15 protein-coding genes are annotated in these 18,637 nt (G+C 39.1%); 7 read left to right on the top strand and 8 right to left on the bottom strand.

Annotation, left to right across the window (positions count from 1 at the left end):
- Nucleotides 1-22: 22 nt before the first annotated feature.
- Both MLE13_RS04255 and MLE13_RS04250 read right to left on the bottom strand, forming a co-directional pair.
- Nucleotides 23-1,234, bottom strand: a complete 1,212-nt coding sequence (locus tag MLE13_RS04255) for a PP2C family protein-serine/threonine phosphatase (protein WP_240748218.1) — start codon at nt 1,232-1,234, stop codon at nt 23-25.
- The gene (locus tag MLE13_RS04250) at nt 1,234-2,079 is read right to left on the bottom strand and encodes an alpha/beta fold hydrolase (RefSeq protein WP_240748217.1); all 846 of its coding nucleotides are present in this window, start codon (nt 2,077-2,079) and stop codon (nt 1,234-1,236) included. Before MLE13_RS04250 ends, MLE13_RS04255 begins: the two co-directional genes overlap by 1 nt.
- A 342-nt stretch (nt 2,080-2,421) precedes the next feature.
- Between MLE13_RS04250 and MLE13_RS04245 the strand changes: the two genes are divergently transcribed.
- Both MLE13_RS04245 and MLE13_RS04240 read left to right on the top strand, forming a co-directional pair.
- On the top strand, nt 2,422-2,796 hold the full coding sequence (locus MLE13_RS04245) for a DUF1761 domain-containing protein (protein ID WP_240748216.1): 375 nt from the start codon (nt 2,422-2,424) through the stop codon (nt 2,794-2,796).
- A 69-nt stretch (nt 2,797-2,865) separates the two neighbouring features.
- Entirely contained in the window at nt 2,866-3,978 is a 1,113-nt protein-coding gene (locus tag MLE13_RS04240) for a diguanylate cyclase (protein ID WP_240748215.1), read from the top strand.
- 67 nt (nt 3,979-4,045) lie between these two features.
- On the opposite strand, the gene MLE13_RS04235 is transcribed toward MLE13_RS04240, so the two are convergent.
- A complete protein-coding gene (locus tag MLE13_RS04235; RefSeq protein ID WP_240748214.1) occupies nt 4,046-4,540 on the bottom strand; it encodes a lactoylglutathione lyase family protein in 495 nt (164 codons plus the stop codon).
- A 134-nt stretch (nt 4,541-4,674) separates the two neighbouring features.
- Between MLE13_RS04235 and MLE13_RS04230 the strand changes: the two genes are divergently transcribed.
- Nucleotides 4,675-5,016 carry a winged helix-turn-helix transcriptional regulator gene (locus MLE13_RS04230; RefSeq protein ID WP_240748213.1) on the top strand — a complete coding sequence of 114 codons (342 nt, stop codon included), beginning with the start codon at nt 4,675-4,677 and terminating at the stop codon, nt 5,014-5,016.
- A gap of 74 nt (nt 5,017-5,090) precedes the next feature.
- Here the strand turns inward: MLE13_RS04230 and ahpF are convergent, their stop codons facing one another.
- Nucleotides 5,091-6,638, bottom strand: a complete 1,548-nt coding sequence (ahpF, locus tag MLE13_RS04225) for an alkyl hydroperoxide reductase subunit F (RefSeq protein ID WP_240748212.1) — start codon at nt 6,636-6,638, stop codon at nt 5,091-5,093.
- Between the two features lie 12 nt (nt 6,639-6,650).
- Nucleotides 6,651-7,220, bottom strand: coding sequence for an alkyl hydroperoxide reductase subunit C (gene ahpC / locus MLE13_RS04220; RefSeq protein WP_240748211.1), 570 nt, complete (start codon nt 7,218-7,220; stop codon nt 6,651-6,653).
- A 524-nt stretch (nt 7,221-7,744) separates the two neighbouring features.
- On the opposite strand from ahpC, the gene MLE13_RS04215 reads away from it, so the two are divergent.
- From MLE13_RS04215 to MLE13_RS04200, 4 genes are all read left to right on the top strand, one after another.
- Nucleotides 7,745-9,643, top strand: a complete 1,899-nt coding sequence (locus MLE13_RS04215; RefSeq protein WP_240748210.1) for a PTS mannitol transporter subunit IICBA — start codon at nt 7,745-7,747, stop codon at nt 9,641-9,643.
- 94 nt (nt 9,644-9,737) lie between these two features.
- A complete protein-coding gene (locus MLE13_RS04210) occupies nt 9,738-11,825 on the top strand; it encodes a BglG family transcription antiterminator (RefSeq protein WP_240748209.1) in 2,088 nt (695 codons plus the stop codon).
- Nucleotides 11,826-11,830: 5 nt separating this feature from the next.
- Entirely contained in the window at nt 11,831-12,970 is a 1,140-nt protein-coding gene (locus MLE13_RS04205) for a mannitol-1-phosphate 5-dehydrogenase (RefSeq protein WP_240748208.1), read from the top strand.
- Nucleotides 12,971-13,254: 284 nt separating this feature from the next.
- Nucleotides 13,255-14,754, top strand: a complete 1,500-nt coding sequence (locus tag MLE13_RS04200; RefSeq protein WP_240748207.1) for a malate:quinone oxidoreductase — start codon at nt 13,255-13,257, stop codon at nt 14,752-14,754.
- A gap of 76 nt (nt 14,755-14,830) precedes the next feature.
- Here the strand turns inward: MLE13_RS04200 and MLE13_RS04195 are convergent, their stop codons facing one another.
- The 3 genes from MLE13_RS04195 to glcT all read right to left on the bottom strand — a co-directional run bounded on the left by MLE13_RS04195 (nt 14,831) and on the right by glcT (nt 18,578).
- The gene (locus MLE13_RS04195) at nt 14,831-15,373 is read right to left on the bottom strand and encodes an ECF transporter S component (protein ID WP_240748206.1); all 543 of its coding nucleotides are present in this window, start codon (nt 15,371-15,373) and stop codon (nt 14,831-14,833) included.
- Between the two features lie 166 nt (nt 15,374-15,539).
- On the bottom strand, nt 15,540-17,576 hold the full coding sequence (gene ptsG, locus MLE13_RS04190; protein WP_240748205.1) for a glucose-specific PTS transporter subunit IIBC: 2,037 nt from the start codon (nt 17,574-17,576) through the stop codon (nt 15,540-15,542).
- Nucleotides 17,577-17,735: 159 nt separating this feature from the next.
- Nucleotides 17,736-18,578: a glucose PTS transporter transcription antiterminator GlcT gene (gene glcT, locus MLE13_RS04185; protein ID WP_240748204.1), complete on the bottom strand. Its 843-nt coding sequence runs from the start codon at nt 18,576-18,578 to the stop codon at nt 17,736-17,738.
- Between the last annotated feature and the right edge of the window lie 59 nt (nt 18,579-18,637).

The raw sequence follows: 18,637 nt of genomic DNA, 5'->3' as shown, positions 1-18,637 counted from the left end.
GCGCTTGAATTTCAAGCGTTTTTTATTTTAAATCAACCAGTATAAAACATTGATCATCTTTTTTATAATTAGCTTCTTTTCGGTCTTTAAGTGATTGCAAAATCTTTTCTTTGAAATGTGTTAAAGAAAGTGTGGAATGCTTTGATAATAGAGAATTTACAGGTTCGGGTTCGAGAGATTCGGATACACCATCTGTGTATAAGAAGATTCGAGAGCCTTTTTTATATGAGAAGGTCTTAGTCTTATAGTGTATATTTTCAAATGTTCCAAGAGGAGGAGAACTTGCATACAACTCGAGTTGCTCACCATCTAGCTCTTGGTAGATTAATGGCGGATGTCCCGCATTCACATATTCAATAGTGTGTTTCGCTGTATCGATGAACAAGTAAATAGCCGTACAATAATGCCACACACTTTCATTACTAGGGAATAAGGTGTGTAAATGATTATCTAACTCTTTCATGACCATGCTCGCCGAAACGCCTGTTGAAATAAGACGGTGAAATAAGGATTGCAGAGACATTGTTATAAGTGCAGAAGAAATGCCATGACCCATTACATCTAACAAAATAATGCCGTATTGATGATCATTAACTTGATAAAAGCCATAAATATCGCCAGATAATCCACTTGAGGCTTTGTAATACGACTCTATGTGAATGCTGTCGTTACAAATTGGTTTAGTTAATGAACGCTCTTGTATTTTTTTGGCAAGTTGTAGTTCCCGGTAAGTGTCCAAATTATACTTTTGGTTTTGTTTATTGATTTCTAGAAGCTCTTTTTGATTGGCTTCAAGATCTTGAAGAGCGACTTCTAATTGAAGATGTGCCTTTTCTTTTTCTTTAAAGGCATCTTCAGCTACTTTTTTAGCGATAAGCAATTGATTTTCAAATTCATTTCGTTTCCGAATCGGAACAATAATACATGCAATAACCTGTTGTCCTTGTTGTTCATTCAGGACGGCATTAATAAGAACAGGTGTCTCCTCTTCATTTTTAGCATTTAATGAGAGGTACATTTCTTCTACTCGATGTTGAACTGTTACAAGTTGCATAAAATATAGGTGAAAAAAAATACGCGTTGATTTGGTAAGAATAGAATTAATATGTTGGTCAATCAGTTCATCTGAAGTGTAATCAAGCACTCGAAGCAATGTCTCATTTACAGATAAGATGATGCCATCCTTCGTAAGCGTAAGAAATCCACACGGTGCTTGGTTTAATTGTTCGTCCATTATGTAAGACCACCTACATCCTCTTTTTCCAAAGAAATAGAGGTTTCTAAAAGATACTCGCGTATTAATTGCGCAGTTTCTTCGGGATGACTCATGTGCGGGAAGTGACCTGTCGCGTTCATGTATTTAATGGTGCTAGTAGGTAAAGATTTGTTCATGTATTGGCCGGCAGATTCTGGTGCAATTACATCATTAGCACATTGCAAAATCAAAGCAGGAATCGTCACTTTTGATAAATCCTGTCGATTATCGGCAAAAAAGCAAGCTTCAGCAAAGTTGCGAGCAATAACAGGGTCGGTAGAGCAGAAACGATCTTCGATATCTTTTTCTATATCTGGCAGATCTGGGTTATTTAAAGCGGTTGCAGAAAAAACATTTGCCCAGCCGATATAATTTTTAGCCATTAAGTCCATTAATCCAAGCAAGTCCTCTTTTTCAAAACCGCCAATATATCCAGGCGGATCATTTAAGTAACAAGCAGAGGGGCCAATCATAATGAGCTGAGAAAAATGTGCGGGCTTACGTAATGAAGCAAGCATTCCAATCGTGGCCCCCACGGAATGGCCAACAAATATCACGTCGGTTAAATTTAATGCTGAACACACATCTAATACATCTTGTACATACCCCGAAAGTTTACTGTATTTATCAGAATCATATGCCTTAACATCTGAAAGTCCGAGTCCTACATAATCAAATAAAATAACTTGATAATCTTTTTCAAATGACTTGGAGATTAAACTCCAAACAGTCTGATCGCAGCCAAATCCAGGCGCAAATAACATGGCTTGTTTTCCGGAACCTGTAATTTTCACGTTGTTTCGAGTTAAGACATGCTGGTTCATCGTAAACCTCCTTCAGTCGTTATATTTATAAAGGTATTCATATACTGTTCATAATAACATTTTCGCACTGTTAACACGAAGTAAGTTGAACTAAAAAATGGCTTTATTGACCTAGTCAAATGAGGAAAGTCACAAAGATATCATGTAAGTTCAAATAACAAATTTTTTGTTAAAGATTTTAGTACAATAGGATTTTATCAATAAATTACACTAAAGTGTAGCATATGTAAAAAATTAACGTAATAGAGTATAGTGATAGAGACGCACGTGTTTAATTAAATAGAATATTTGACATTTACTTATTTATTACTACAACAAGTTCCAGTGAAAAGAGGTAAAAATATGCTGATAGACGTAAGCTCTTTAAATTACTGGGCAATCCTGGCTGGTGGAATTTTGTATATGATTTATGGTGGGATTTACTACAGCGTCCTAGTCGGAAAGAAAAATCAAAACACAGGTCCATTAAAATATGTGGTTGCGGGAATCGTGGCATTTATAAGTTCAATCTTTATTGGCGTTCTTGTTCAAGCGACGGGATCTACTAGTTTGCTAGACGGTGTTGTTGTAGGGAGTATCGTAGGCTTGCTGATTTCAATCGTGTACTTAAAAAATACGTTATTTGGACTTGTTAGTGCAAAAAATTGTGCAATTGCAATTGGAGATCATTTAATTATCTTTACTTTACTAGGAGCGCTGCATGGTTTTTTTGTGTAATAAAGATAGTTAATACAGTAAAAATATAGGATGAAATGTTTTAGTTTGGGAGATTAGGGAGGATTATTTTTGTCGACAATATTGACTGATTTATTTGTGAATCTTTGTATAATGGTTTCGCTAATTTTTATCTATTTGCAAATTAGAATGAAGCTTAAACTAGAGCGGAAAAATCGCATCGTCTCAATTTTAATAGACGGTTTTGCAGGAGGGTTATTAGGCTATATTTTAATGTTTTTTTCCATACAAGTAACAACAGAAACAATGGTTGACTTGCGATTTCTACCAGTTATGCTGTTGATTATCTTTATAGGAGTGCCTCAAGCTGTTATTAGTGCAATTTTAATCATTTTAACTAGGTTTATATTTGGGTTTACAACGTCAGCTGTTGCAGCCATGGTGTTAATGACTGTTTTAATTTTAGGGTTTATTGTCATTCATAAATTATGTAAGAGTGCTGACTTTAAGAAGAACGCATATAAACAAAGCTTTTTCATGATTATCTTTTCAAATATTGTATTTAGTGTGATCATTTCATATTTAGTGAAAGAGGTTACGGTTTTAAAAAGCTTAATTTTTTCATACTGGCTAGTTTCGACAATAGGTGGATTGACTTCCGTTGTATTTGTTGGATACATACGGAAAACACAATATTTATTGATGAAATATGAAAAAGACTCTACTACTGACTTTCTTACCGGTTTAAATAATGTGCGTCAATTCGATAGCGTTTGGAATATACTCATTAGTAATGCTGCTGAAAAAGATGAGAGACTGTCTTTGTTGATGATTGATATTGATCATTTCAAACATGTTAATGATACGTACGGTCATCCGATTGGTGATAAAATTTTGATTGAGCTGGGGAAGGTGTTGAAAAACAGTACTCGCTCATTTGATGTGGTTTCTAGAAATGGGGGAGAAGAATTCTCCGTCATGTTACCCGATTGTCCACATCAACATGCAATAGAAATAGCAGAGCGTATAAGAACAGCCGTAGAGCAACATAAGTTTCAAATTTCACCGAAAGAAAAAATTCATATAACGGTTTCTATTGGTGTGGCAACGTATCCCGAAACGGTTAGCGACACAGTGCAAATCGTGGATGTTGCGGATGACTGTTTATATACCGCAAAACGTACTGGAAGAAATCGAATTTGTCCAAGTTATATTGGAAACTAACTTGTTTTTACGAAATTTAAACGTAACCCCCCATTGCATTTCGCAATGGGGGGTTACGTTTAAATTTTTAATAAGCTCCTGAAGAGTACGTAATTTCATAGCTGTGGCTATAGACTTCAAATATAATACCAAATGGATCTTCTACATAACATATTCTATAAGGCTTGTCGTTTGGATAGTACTCTCTAATTGGCATTCTTTGCTTGCCGCCGTGTTCTACTATTTTGTTTACTAATCCTTCTACGTCTGGATCCTGTACGCAGAAATGGAAGACGCCTGATTTCCAGTATTCAAAGTTGTTTTCTGGTTTTTCGCTGTTAGGAAACTCGAAGATTTCAATACCTGTGCCGTCAGATGTCGACATGTGCGCAATCCGGAAAGTTCCCCAACCAGCGCCGAAAACGTCGATACACATTTGTCCGATAGGCGTATCATTTTCTTCTTTTACCTCAGATGGTTCCATAATAACGTACCAACCCATCACTTCTTTATAAAAAGTGACGGCTTTATCTAAATCTGTAACGGATAAACCGATGTGTGAGAATGCTCTTGGATATGCCATGTTTATCGCTCCTGTCTATTTTTATCATCACGATAAGTTTCATCATACAGAGTAGTTCTGCGGAGTACAATACGGCACTTTTTAGTGGTATAGTTACGAAAAAGTGACTACGAAAGAGAAAAAGGAGACAGACAATGGCAGTTAAAAACAACTATGTTTGCTCGTTAGGACTGACAATTGATTTAATCGGTGGAAAGTGGAAGCTGATGATCCTTTGGTATTTGATTGAGGAAAGTAAACGGTTTGGTGAGCTTAAAAAAAGCATTCCGAACATCAGTCAAAAAGTGCTTACTGAGCAACTCAAAGAGTTAGAGAGTAGTCAAATTATATCTAGAAAAGTGTATCCAACAGTTCCGGTTACGGTTGAGTATGCTATGACAGCGTATGGGGAGAGCTTGATTCCGTTGATACATGACTTATGTGATTGGACAAAGCAGTATGCGAGTGAAAATGATATTGAAATAAGTGGAGACTAAGATCAAAACTAACTTAAAAAGGATGGTAGACAAACTCGATCTATTCGAGTCGTCTACCATCCTTTACTTTTTTATTAAACCAAAACAGGAACTTTACTTCTAATAAGGTGATCAAAAGCACTCAGTGAGGCAGTCGCACCAGACCCCATTGAAATGATGATTTGTTTATAAGGAATGTTGGTGCAGTCTCCAGCACCAAACACACCTGAAACGTTGGTAGCGCCACGTTGGTCAATGACGATTTCGCCATGCTGTGTGCGTTCTACCAAATCACCTAGCCAGTCTGTATTTGGCACAAGGCCGATTTGAACAAACACGCCAGCTAATTCGATGTGGTTAACGTTTCCAGTTTGAAGGTCGAGATAAGAAATGCCGTTTACTTTTTCCGTGCCGGTAATTTCTTGTGTTCGAGCGTTTGTGATGACTGTTGCATTGGGTAGGCTACGTAGTCGATCTTGTAAAACAGAATCGGCTTTGAGTTCTGAGTTGTACTCCAGAACAGTCACGTGATTTACGATACCTGCCAAATCGATTGCTGCTTCGACGCCGGAGTTCCCGCCGCCGATGACCGCTACGTCTTTGCCCGCAAACAATGGACCATCACAATGTGGACAGTAAGCGACGCCTTTATTCTTGAATTCCTCTTCTCCTGGCACGCCAATATTGCGCCAACGTGCACCTGTTGAAAGAATGATTGTTTTGCCTTTTAAGACAGCACCGTTTTCAAGTTCAAGCTCGAAAAAATCTTTTTTCTCCAACTTTTTTGCGCGTTGCAAGTTCATAACGTCGATATCGTATTCCTTCACATGCTCTTCAAGACTTGCCGCAAATTTCGGGCCATCTGTCTTTTTCACACTAATGAAGTTTTCGATGCTCAACGTATCCATTACTTGACCGCCAAAGCGTTCAGCAACAATGCCGGTACGTATGCCTTTGCGTGCCGCGTAAATGGCAGCGCTAGCTCCAGCCGGTCCGCCACCGACAACAAGCACATCATACGGTTCTTTGTTCGCAAATTCGGAGGCGTCTGGAGCGCTACCGAGTTTAGCTAGCAGTTCTTCAAGTGTCATGCGTCCGCTACCGAACGATTCGCCATTTAAGAAAACAGTCGGTACGGCCATAATGTCTTTGCTTTCAACTTCTGCTTTGTACACCGCGCCATCAATCATTGTATGTGTGATATTTGGGTTGAGAATACTCATTAAGTTGAGCCCTTGAACAACTTCAGGACAGTTCTGGCAGCTCAAGCTAATGTAGGAGTCGAAATGATACGAGCCTTGGATGCTTTGAATTTGATCGATTACTTTTTGCTCAACTTTTGGCGCACGTCCGCTCACTTGCAATAACGCAAGAACCAGGGACGTAAACTCATGCCCTAACGGAATACCAGCAAATACAACACCGGTATCTTGTCCTGGACGGTTGACGCTAAAGCTTGGCGTTCTTTCAAGATCTGCATGCTCTACAGTAATGCGAGAAGACATAGCTGATATCTCTTCGACCAATGCTGTCATGTCACGAGAAAATTTATCGGTGCCTGCGCTGACTTTTAACAACACATCATTTTCAAGCAATTGTAGATACTGTTCTAATTGAGCTTTTATTGCCGTATCTAATATCATGTCCTGCACTCCTTAAATTTTACCTACAAGATCAAGACTTGGCTTAAGTGTTTCGCTGCCTTCTTCCCATTTTGCAGGGCAGACTTCGCCTGGGTTGTTGCGCACGTATTGTGCTGCTTTGATTTTTCCGACAAGCGTACTTGCGTCACGGCCAATGCCATCTGCATTAATTTCTGCAGCTTGAACAATACCTTCTGGGTCTAAAATAAATGTTCCACGTTGTGCCAAACCTGCTTCTTCGTCAAGTACATCAAAGCCGCGAGAAATGCGTTGTGACGGGTCGCCAATCATTGTGTATGCAATCGTGCCGATTGCATCTGAATGGTCGTGCCAAGCTTTGTGCGTGAAATGAGTATCTGTAGAAACAGAATACACTTCAACTCCTAAGCTTTTCAGCGTTGCGTATTGGTTTTGAAGATCTTCTAGTTCAGTTGGGCAAACGAATGTAAAGTCTGCTGGGTAAAAGCATACGACACTCCATTGACCTTTTAGGTTTTCTTCTGTTAGTTCGATAAAATCTCCGCTTCCAGCTTGGTATGCTGAAGCTTTAAATGGTTGGATTTCTTTCCCGATTAATGACATAAATAATGACCTCCTAATATTTTTAGAACAACTATGGATAACGAGTTAAAAATGATTTGTTCAATTAATTATCGTTATTTGATTATAATTATTCTAATGCTATTCTCATTGTTATATGAACTCGACTTTTTGTCAAAGAGAACCCGTTAGTCTTCTGATATTTTCTGGAATTCCTATGAATATTGAGTGAACATGGCATAAATTATTAAATTTCAAGCAATTCTTTATCAAATTCAGAAAGAAAGTAACCAGTTGAAATAATGATTTCAGAATATTATTAACTGTAAGAAAATAATTAGATTTCTCAAATAGGTGTCTGTAACTGATAGAGAAGATGTACACATACTCATAAGTGGAACGATATATCAGTGTACTTCTAATGGCTGTTTTGCAATTTCGAGAAACAACAGCCATGTCGTGACAAGCCCGACAAAGATGACTTTCCTAGTTGTTGAATGCGCTTCCATTCAGAGTCTATGATAGTAGTACATCATGACAAACTATTTTTAGAAGGAGAGGATCACATGAAAGTACGGGTACAGAAATTCGGTAACTTTTTAAGTTCTATGGTTTTACCTAACATTGGTGCATTTATTGCATGGGGGTTAATTACAGCCCTATTTATTCCAACAGGTTTTTTCCCGAATGAGGAATTTAGCAAATTAGTAGGCCCAATGGTTATTTACATGTTGCCGCTTCTTATTGGATATTCAGGAGGCCGGTTGATTTACGAACAACGAGGCGCCGTAGTTGGTACGATTGCGACAATGGGGGTTATTATCGGGGCTCCTGATACACCAATGTTCTTGGGTGCCATGATTATGGGACCGCTTGGAGCATATGCTATTAAGAAATTTGACGAATTGATAGAAGGTAAAATAAAAACAGGTTTTGAAATGCTAGTGAATAATTTCTCAGCAGGTATTTTAGGTGGGATATTAGCGCTTCTTGCATTTATCGGAATCGGACCGGCTGTTAGTTCGTTTACAGATGTTCTTGTTGCGGGCGTAGACTGGTTGTTAGAAGCGGGATTACTACCGCTAACGAGTATTTTAATCGAACCGGCAAAAATCTTGTTCTTGAATAACGCGATTAACCACGGTGTGTTAACACCTATTGGGCTAGAGCAAGTTCAACAAACAGGTAGATCAATTCTGTTTCTACTAGAAGCCAACCCAGGACCTGGACTTGGTGTGCTACTTGGATTTATGCTATTTGGAAAAGGAATTGCCAAGCAATCTGCACCAGGTGCGGCGATCATCCACTTCCTAGGTGGGATTCATGAAATTTATTTCCCTTACGTATTAATGAAACCAATGTTGTTGTTAGCTGTTGTAGCTGGTGGCATGAGTGGCGTATTCACACTTGTTTTAATGGGTGGCGGTTTGGTTGCTCCAGCATCACCAGGGAGTATTCTAGCAATCGCAGCTGTTACACCACCTGAAGGAATGGCATACTTAGCCAACTTTGCAGCAGTATTTGTTGCAACGACCGTTTCCTTTGTTATTTCAGCAGTCATTTTAAAAGCGAGTAAACAAACAGATGAAGATATGGAAGAAGCTACGAAGAAAATGGAACAAATGAAAGGAAAGAAACGTTCTATTTCCCAGGAAATACCGTCACTTAACACAGCTACTAATGGAGTTTTCCCAGCAGGGGCACAAAAAATTGTATTTGCTTGTGATGCAGGAATGGGCTCAAGTGCGATGGGAGCTTCTCTTTTACGCAAAAAAGTAAAAGAAGCAGGGTTGAATGTATCGGTATCCAATACCGCAATCAGCACAATTCCTTCAGATTCCGAGATTGTTATTACGCAAGAAAAACTGACGCCGCGTGCCGAAAATAAGATTCCGGATGCTTATCATATTTCAGTTGATAATTTCTTATCAAGTCCGGAATATGACCAGTTGATTGAGCGGTTGCAAAACGGTGAAATAGAAGAACAAAGTGTGTTAGTTAAAGAAAGTGAAACAAATGCTCAGCACAATCCGCAAGATGAACAATTACTACGTGAAGAAAACGTCTTTATCGGACAGAACTTCCGTACGAAAGAAGAGGCAATCATCTTTGCAGGTCTGGCATTAGTCAAAGCTGGTTATGTCGAAGACTCTTATGTAGACGAAATGTTAAAGCGTGAAGAAATCACGACAACGTACATGGGCAATAACGTCGCAATTCCTCACGGTACAGAAGATGCGAAAAAATCTGTTTTCAAGTCAGGCTTTACTGTTATTCAAGTACCAAATGGAGTAGACTTTGAAGGAGAGAGTGCAAAAATAATTTTCGGGATTGCTGGAAAAGATGGAACACATTTAGAAATTCTTTCTGGAATCGCAGTGATTTGTGCCGATCAAACCAATGTGGATCGGTTAGTAGAAGCGAAATCTGCGAAAGAAATAATCGATATCATCAACGGCAATTAAATAAGAATAATAGAAAGGCGGGATTTCCTGCCTTTTTGTTCTATCTACTTTTTCAAGTCGGGGAAGGCATTTAAAAGCGAAATGAGGGACAGCCATGTTTATCACGTTTAGAGAAAAATCTATTATTGAATTGATTGTAAGAACTTCTGGAAAACATACGGTTCACTCCTTATCTTCGTATTTAGATGTCAGTGCTCGGACAATTCAACGAGATTTAAAATCAATCGAGAAGACTTTGCAGGAGTTTGATTTAACCATTGAACGGACAGCAGATGAAGGGCTTTTAATTACGGGACCTAATGACCAAATTTATCGACTCATACAGAATTTGATAACAGTTAGTCCTGCAGATGAAACCCCTGAAGAGCGGAAGTTAAAGCTGCTGATTATTTTATTGCACGAAGGTCCGTTTTTTAAAAAGCAAGTGCTCGCAGGTCAGTTAGGAATCAGTAGCGCTACATTATCTGCTCATTTAGATGATCTATCTGAATGGCTACAGAAGTTTTCGGTTCGATTATCGAGAACAAAAGGTGTCGGTATAGAGATCGACGGTGGCGAAGCCAATAAGCGGCATGCACTAGGCAGTTACATGTTAGCTTATTTTTATGAAGAGATAATCGAGAGTTTGTATTTTCTTCAACAAGGAAAAAGTGAGAAAGAAAACATTCTTGGCTATTTTTATCCGCAGTATTTGGCAATAGTGGATCAGTTGGTAAATAAAAAAATCAATAAGGAACAAACAAAGTTAGCCGATAGTGACTATGTAGGATTAGTTGTTTATAGTTGCATGACGCTTCAACGGACAGAAAAAGGGTTTTTACTGGAAACTATAGAATTGGTAGAGAAGAGCTCTACTAGCGAGTATCAATTGATAGAGAAGGTGTGCAAAGAGTTGAGTGACCAACTTTCTGTTCAGTTAACAAAAGCTGACACGCATTTTTTATCGGTCATATTAAAGGGATCTAAAGTCCAAGCGGCTGACGGTTCTTACTACGATAGCTTCTTGTTAGGACGAAAAGTTAAAAATTTAATTCGTGACGTATCGTCACAGTTAGGCGTCGATCTTATTGACGACTTCTCGTTGTATCAAGGGTTATTGGCGCATATGGAGCCGTTAATTTTCCGCTTAAACCAAAATCTCGAATCGTTTAATCCGTTAACTGACGAGATCAAACGTAAATATCCGGTATTGTTTATGGCTGTTAAACAAGGGATAGAAAATGAGTTTGAGGGTTTAGACTTCTCTGCTGATGAGACGGCTTTTATTGTTCTTCACTTTGGCTCTGCTTTATTGATGGGAGAAGAAAAGGTTCAAATCGATGCTGTCGTTATTTGTCCTTCAGGTATCGGCACTTCCAAGATGCTTGCAAGTCGCATCCAAAAAGAACTTCCTGAAATCAATTCAGTCGAGATTCTGTCAATTAATGATTTTCAAGCAGCTAGCTTTAAGAAGTATGATTTGGTCATTTCGACTATCCGGCTACCTGTTACAGAAGTGGATTATATTAGAGTAAGCCCTTTGTTAAACGAGCGAGATATCGGGTATATTGAAAGTTATCTACAAAATAATGTGAAGAAAATTACCGATAAAACTCATTATTTACATCCGGAAAAACCGAGCGAAGCATTAATAACGAAAAACCGACCAAATATCCAACAGATGCTTCAAGAAATAAAACAAGTGCAGAACAGTATGGATGTAATTTTGAGCAACTTTAAAGTTGTTCGAAAACAATATGCCACTGATCATTGGGAAATTTTACAGGAAGTCATAAACGTAGCCCAAAAAGAAGGATTAGTAACAAACGTCGCTTCTGCATTACATGAACTAAGAGAACGAGAGAAGAAAGGCGGTCTTGGGATTCCTAATACGACGATGGCCCTTTTCCATTGCCGTGATAACTCAATACAAGAGCTATTATTTCAAGTCATCCATATAGATCACCCACTAATCGTAAAAGGAATGGATGGCAAAGACATGCAAATGAAAAATTTGCTCTTAATGCTGGCGCCAACTATATTGACTGATCGACAACAGGAAATATTAAGTTTAATCAGCACAAGTTTGATTGAAAATGATCAATCGATGATGATTTTTACTTCTTCCAATGAAAAAGCTATTCGACAGAAGTTAGAAGAGATTTTTTTAGATTATCTACAAAATAATTTGATAAAGGAATGATGACAGTGAAACAAGCGGTTCATTTTGGGGCAGGAAATATTGGTAGAGGATTTATCGGGGCTTTATTTTCCAAATCAGACTTTCACGTGACGTTTGTGGACGTGGCAGAGCAAGTAATCAATAAGTTAAATGAAGAAAAAAGCTATCACGTAAAATTAGCTCAATCGCAGGAAGAACAAATCACAATTGAAAACGTTTCAGGCATCAATAATATGACGCATGCCGAAGATGTGATTGGAGTGATTCAACAGGCGACTTATTTAACAACGGCAATTGGTCCAAACATCTTGCCGAGAATCGCCCCATTAATTGCTCGTGGCCTAACAGAGCGTGTTTCGGCGACAGATGAGAAGTTGTACATCATCGCTTGTGAAAACCAAATTGGCGCGACCGATATTTTAAAGCAACACATTCTAGACAGTTTGGATGACGAGACAAAAGCGAAACTGGAAGGGAAAGTATATTTCTTTAACTCAGCAGTTGACCGCATTGTACCAATCCAAGACCAGAGCTCTTTGGATGTGTTAGTTGAACCGTATTTCGAATGGGTAGTAGAAACTACAGAAACGATTCCGTCAGTAACGGGCATGACATTGGTCGAAGATCTCGCTCCTTTTATTGAACGGAAATTGTTTACGGTGAATACGGGTCATGCTGTTATTGCCTATTTGGGGTATTTAGCAGGGAAATCAACAATTGACGAAACACTAGCGGATGAGAAAATTGTTTCTCAAGTCAGAGAAACGCTCAAAGAGACTGGCGCGTATTTAGTAAAGGAATATGGACTTGATGAACAAGAGCATTTGGCTTATATCGACAAAAATATTGAACGCTTTAAAAATGCGTATTTAAATGACGGGGTTACACGAGTAGGACGTGCACCTATTCGTAAGCTAGGACCTGAAGATCGATTGATTCGCCCTGCTACACAAGCACAAAAAGCTGGGTTATCTTATACTCACTTAGCAAACGCGATTGCGGCTGCGTTATTGTTTGATTATCCAGAAGATGAAGAAGCGATGGAGATTCAGAAAATAATTCAAGACAAGGGACCGGCAGCTGTTCTGACTACCATTAGTGGTTTGTCTGAAGACAGTGACATTACACAAGAAGTAGTGCGCCGCTATCATGCATTGAAAGCCTAATATAGGTTGGATTAAAGGATAAGTAAAACTCAAATGGCAGACACGCTTCACGTGTCTGCCATTTTTTGTCGTTTAACAATTTGAAAAGAAGGTCTTGCTTTTGCAGACGCTTGAAGTGAGGTATAATGGACAGGCAAAAGCAGATAGGTACAATCAGGAAATATGATATAATTATATAATTGAGGCAGAAAAGGTGTGTTTTATGGTTGAACCTGGCTTTTTGTATTATTTGATCAGGAGCAAGCTGCACCTATTTGCAAATATACGGGATAAGGAAGGTTTTAATGGACAACCAACAGAATAACAAAAATATTATCTTAATCGGCGCCGGAGTTATGAGTGCAACTTTGGGAGCAATGCTTAAAGAGCTAGCCCCTGATTGGAATATTAAAGTGTTTGAGAAACTTGAAAAAGCAGGCGCTGAAAGTTCTAACGAATGGAATAACGCAGGTACAGGACACGCAGCACTTTGCGAACTGAATTATACACCTGAACAAGAGGATGGCTCGATCGATATTAAAAAAGCGAGCAGCATCAACGAACAATTCCAACTTTCTAGACAATTTTGGTCGTTTCTTGTAAACCATAAACGCATTGAAAACCCAAAAGACTTTATCATGTCGATTCCTCACATGAGCATGGTTCAAGGCGAAGACAATGTCCGCTTTTTAAAAAATCGTTTTGAAGCTTTGACGAAAAGTCCGTTGTTTAAAGGGATGGAATTCTCAACGGAAACCGAAAAGTTAAAAGAATGGATGCCTCTGATTATGGAGGGCCGTACTTCAACTGAAGCAATCGCAGCAACAAAAATCGATACGGGGACTGACGTCAACTTTGGCGCGTTAACCGAAATGTTGTTTGAGTACTTGGGCGAACAACAAGTCGAAATGAATTACAACCATGCAGTTAAAGACATTAAACGTAACGCCGACAGCACATGGGAAGTAAAAGTACAGGACCTTGAAGACAACAAAATCGAATACCATAATGCGGACTTCGTCTTTATCGGCGGCGGTGGCGGAAGCTTGCCGTTGTTACAAAAAACAGGCATTCCTGAATCGAAGCATATTGGTGGATTCCCAGTTAGTGGCATGTTCTTAGTCTGCAACGATCCGGAAATTGTGGAGCAGCATCATGCAAAAGTATACGGCAAAGCAAAAGTTGGCGCTCCGCCAATGTCCGTACCGCATTTAGATACACGCTTTATCGACAACAAAAAATCATTATTGTTCGGACCGTTTGCTGGATTCTCTCCAAAATTCCTGAAAACAGGATCGAATATGGACTTGATCGGCTCTGTAAAACCGAATAATGTCTTTACGATGCTTGCTGCAGGGGCAAAAGAAATGTCATTGACCAAGTATCTTGTTCAACAAGTGTTGCTATCGAATGAAAAACGCGTAGAAGAATTACGTGAGTTTATCCCAACGGCGAAACTAGAAGATTGGGAAGTAGTCGTTGCAGGACAACGTGTACAAGTGATTAAAGATACCGATAAAGGCAAAGGGACGCTTCAGTTTGGTACAGAAATTGTAACTGCTACTGACGGTTCAATTGCTGCATTGTTAGGAGCTTCACCTGGTGCATCTACGGCAGTTCATGCGATGCTTGAAATTTTCCAGAGATGCTTCCCGGAACAAGTGGGCGAATGGGAACCGAAAATCAAAGAAATGATCCCGTCATACGGCGTGTCATTGTCTGAAAACCCTGAGCTACTTCAAGAAATTCACGCGTCAACTGCAAAAGCATTGCAATTGGACGAGAAAAACACAATCACACAATAAACTGTTACAAAACGCATTTTTAAAACCCCGTTCATCTGAAAAAGATGGACGGGGTTTTGTTGTGAAACAAAGTATTCTATTTGAAATAAGGTGTTTTCTTTAAAGCGATAGCTACAGGAATCGCAATAATCAATCCAACTACGTTTTGGACGATGTTTCCTGGAATTGAAGCGGCTGGGATAATCCAACTGCTGAAGATGATAGCTTCGCCTACATAGTAGATAGCAATCATAAGTGGCATTGAAACAACAGCAGCTAAAATATTGAAAGACGTACTGTTACCAGTTCGATTACCTGACCAAGCGATTTTCCCGACTAAGTATCCTTGAAGCCCGCGCGCTATGATTGTAATGGGCGCCCATAAAGTCCAGCCTGAAACTAAATCGAACAAACCCATCCCAATAGCACCTGCGATTAATCCTTTTTTAGGACCAAAAAGAATTGCGATGATGAAAAGCATAGCTGTACCAAGGTGAACAAGCCCACCATTGGCAGCAATCGGTAAACGAATATTCAATAGTAATGTGGCAACAAAGACAAGTGCAATGGCCATCGAACTTAAGATCAAATCAAAGGTACGAGAATTAGCTGTTGGTGAATAGCTAGTTGTTTTTTGCATAGTTAGTAACCATCCTATCTTTTCTTTTCAGATAAGATTAGCAGAGCATTGGACTAGTTAAAAGCGTCAATTTCCAACAAAACTTAAGGGTCAGATGAAAAAACAAAAAAATCGGTCGCATTTGGAAAATCCAAATGTGACCGATTTTTAACTACCTGTTTCTAAATTACACAACAGATTCTCCGTTGATAATTTCCATAATATCTGCATCCTTAGCTGTTACAGCACCGGATTTATTGAGCTTAATCGACTGTCCTTCTTCAAGGTTTGTGAAGACGACAGGCGTAATAATAGATGCTGCGTGTTCAGCGATATAATCCAAGTCCATTTCCATTAAGAGTTGTCCTTGTTCAACCAAATCACCTTGTTCAATATGCGAAGTAAAACCTTCACCTTTCAAGTGTACCGTATCAATTCCGATATGGATCAGAATTTCCGTGCCATTATCAGCTGCAATACCGATTGCATGTTTAGTAGGGAATACAGTGACGACTTTACCGTTTACTGGAGAAAAAACTTTTCCTTCAGTCGGTTTGATCGCAAAGCCATCGCCAACCATTTTACCGGAAAATACTTGATCTGGAACTTCTGAAATCGGTAAGATATCACCTGTCATCGGGCTGTTGAATTCAAGTGGCGTTGCTGAAACAACAGAATCTTTAGTTGGAGCTGCCGTTTTTGCAGCTGGACGAGGTGATTTCCCATTGATAATGTCCTGCATTTGACCGCGTAAGCTATCCGATACAGGTCCGAAAATGGCTTGAATGTTATTGCCAACTTCCATAACACCTGAAGCGCCTAGTTTTTTCAAACGTTTTTTATCAACATTGCCTTTATCTTCAACACTGACACGTAAACGTGTGATACAAGCATCAAGATGCGTGATATTTTCTTGTCCGCCCATAGCGGCAAGAATTTCATATGGCAAGTCGCCAATTTCTTCTGTCTCTTCATCGTCTTCTTCGTCAATTTCACGTCCAGGTGTCATCAAGTTGAATTTCTGGATAGCGAAACGGAAACCAAAGTAATAAATGACCGAGAACACTAGACCAACAACGATGACCCAGAACCATTCTGTTCTACCAGGCATTACACCGAACAATAGGAAATCGATCAATCCACCGGAAAATGTCATACCAATTTTTACGTTAAGCAAATGCATGGTCATAAACGATAAACCTGCGAATATAGCGTGAATACCGAATAATACAGGTGCCACGAACAAGAACGTAAATTCAAGAGGTTCTGTAATTCCTGTAAGGAAAGATGTTAACGCACCAGAAGCCATGATACCGCCGACAACTTTCTTTTTCTCAGGACGCGCTGTGTGATAAATCGCAAGAGCTGCAGCTGGAAGGCCAAACATCATGAATGGGAATTTACCCGTCATAAATGTACCAGCTGTAAAGTCTACACCGTCTTGCAGTTGAGCAAAGAAGATACGTTGGTCGCCGCGAACAATGTCGCCAGCAACAGTTGTATATTGACCAAATTCAAACCAAAATGGTGAGTAGAAAATATGGTGCAAACCAAATGGAATTAATGAACGTTCAACGGTTCCAAAAACGAAAGCCGCAAGCGTACGATTTGTTTCTAGCATAAAGTGAGAAAGAGCGTTCAGGCCACCTTGAGCAAAAGGCCAAACCATGAACATAACAATTCCAAGGAAAACAGCTGAAAACGCAGTAATAATTGGGACAAACCGTTTTCCTGCAAAAAATCCTAAAAACTGAGGCAGCTGGATATTATAGAATTTATTGTACAAGAAGGCGGCTAAAATACCGACGATAATCCCTCCGAACACTCCTGTTTGCAGCGTAGGAATTCCGAGTACGTTGGCGTAAGCCGGGTCAGTAGTCATTTCTAGCGTAATTCCGCCAAATGCCTTCATCGTGACGTTCATGATCAAATAACCGATGATGGCCGCAAGTCCTGCTACACCATCGCCACCGGCAAGACCGATTGCAACACCAACAGCAAATAGTAAAGGAAGGTTAGCGAAGACGATTCCGCCCGCTTCTGCCATTACATATAATAATTGCTGAATCCAATTAGCTCCCATAAAAGGAACCGCTTCCAAAAATGATTCTTGTGCAAAACTTGTACCGAAAGCTAGTAAGATACCGGCAGCTGGTAAGAGTGCAACCGGTAACATTAGAGCTTTACCAACTTTTTGCAATGTACCGAATAAATTAAATGACATGTAATTTCCTCCTCTATGGGTTGTATATGAAAAAACAATTGAATCCATAATAAAAGGCATGAGCAGAAAAGGGAAAAGTCAATAAAAGGACAGTATTGTCCTGTTGGTTAACTTCCGTCTTTTCATACTCATGCCTGATCGAATCAGTAACACGTATGGTCAGAATTTATGTGTCAAGCGCTGCAAGTGAATCGTCAAATACATGACTTCTGATTCATCTACGGGCTTATTCAATTGGTTTTGCATTACTTTTATGAGCTTCCAAGCAAGATTATAGCACACAGGATATTCACTTTTCAACATAGCAGCCAATTTATTTTCTTCACTGATAACAGTGCCTTTATCGGCACGGTCAATTGCTCGGTGAAGATGTTGGATTAAGCGGTGATAATCGATGTTGTTTTTGTCCAGCTGAATATCCAAGTTGTTTTCGATAATCTCTACCAGTTGTGAAAGTAGGGAATGATAGCGCTTAATATCACGTAAAGACTTATCCGTTACCGCGCTGTGAATATGTAGAGCGATAAAGCCAACCTCACCTTCTGGAAAAAAGACACCTGTTCGTTCTTCTATTTTTTGAACAACATCTTTAGCAACAAGGTATTCTTTAGGGTATAGAGACTCTATTTCAAATAAAAAGGGGTTGGAGAATTGAATATCCTTTTTGGCACGGTTAATAGCAAAGGCAATGTGATCGGTTAATGCAACGTGAATATGTTCATTTAGTTCTTTGCCCATTTTTTCTTCGATAAAAAGAAGTAATTCTTGGATAAATGCGATGAGTTTTTCTTCAATATACGGAAGTAGGTTTACATATTGCTCCATTTCTTTTTCATCTTTAAGCAAAAATGTTTTATCGGCTTGGTCAAAAGGAACAGAATCTCCTTTTTTTCGGTTAAAACCGAGACCATTGCCGATTAATACCACTTCTTTATAAACATCGTTATGAGCGATAACGACATTATTATTTAATACTTTTTGAATGGTCAAGACCTGTTTCATTTTAACCTCCATCTGCCACTGGTTATTTTAAACAGCTAGCATAGATAAACAAATTTCCT

The organism is Planococcus halocryophilus (assembly GCF_022489025.1).
GTDB lineage: Bacteria > Bacillota > Bacilli > Bacillales_A > Planococcaceae > Planococcus > Planococcus halocryophilus_A.
The sequence above is the reverse complement of the archived record's forward strand: the minus strand, read 5'-3'. Positions and strand labels throughout refer to the sequence as shown.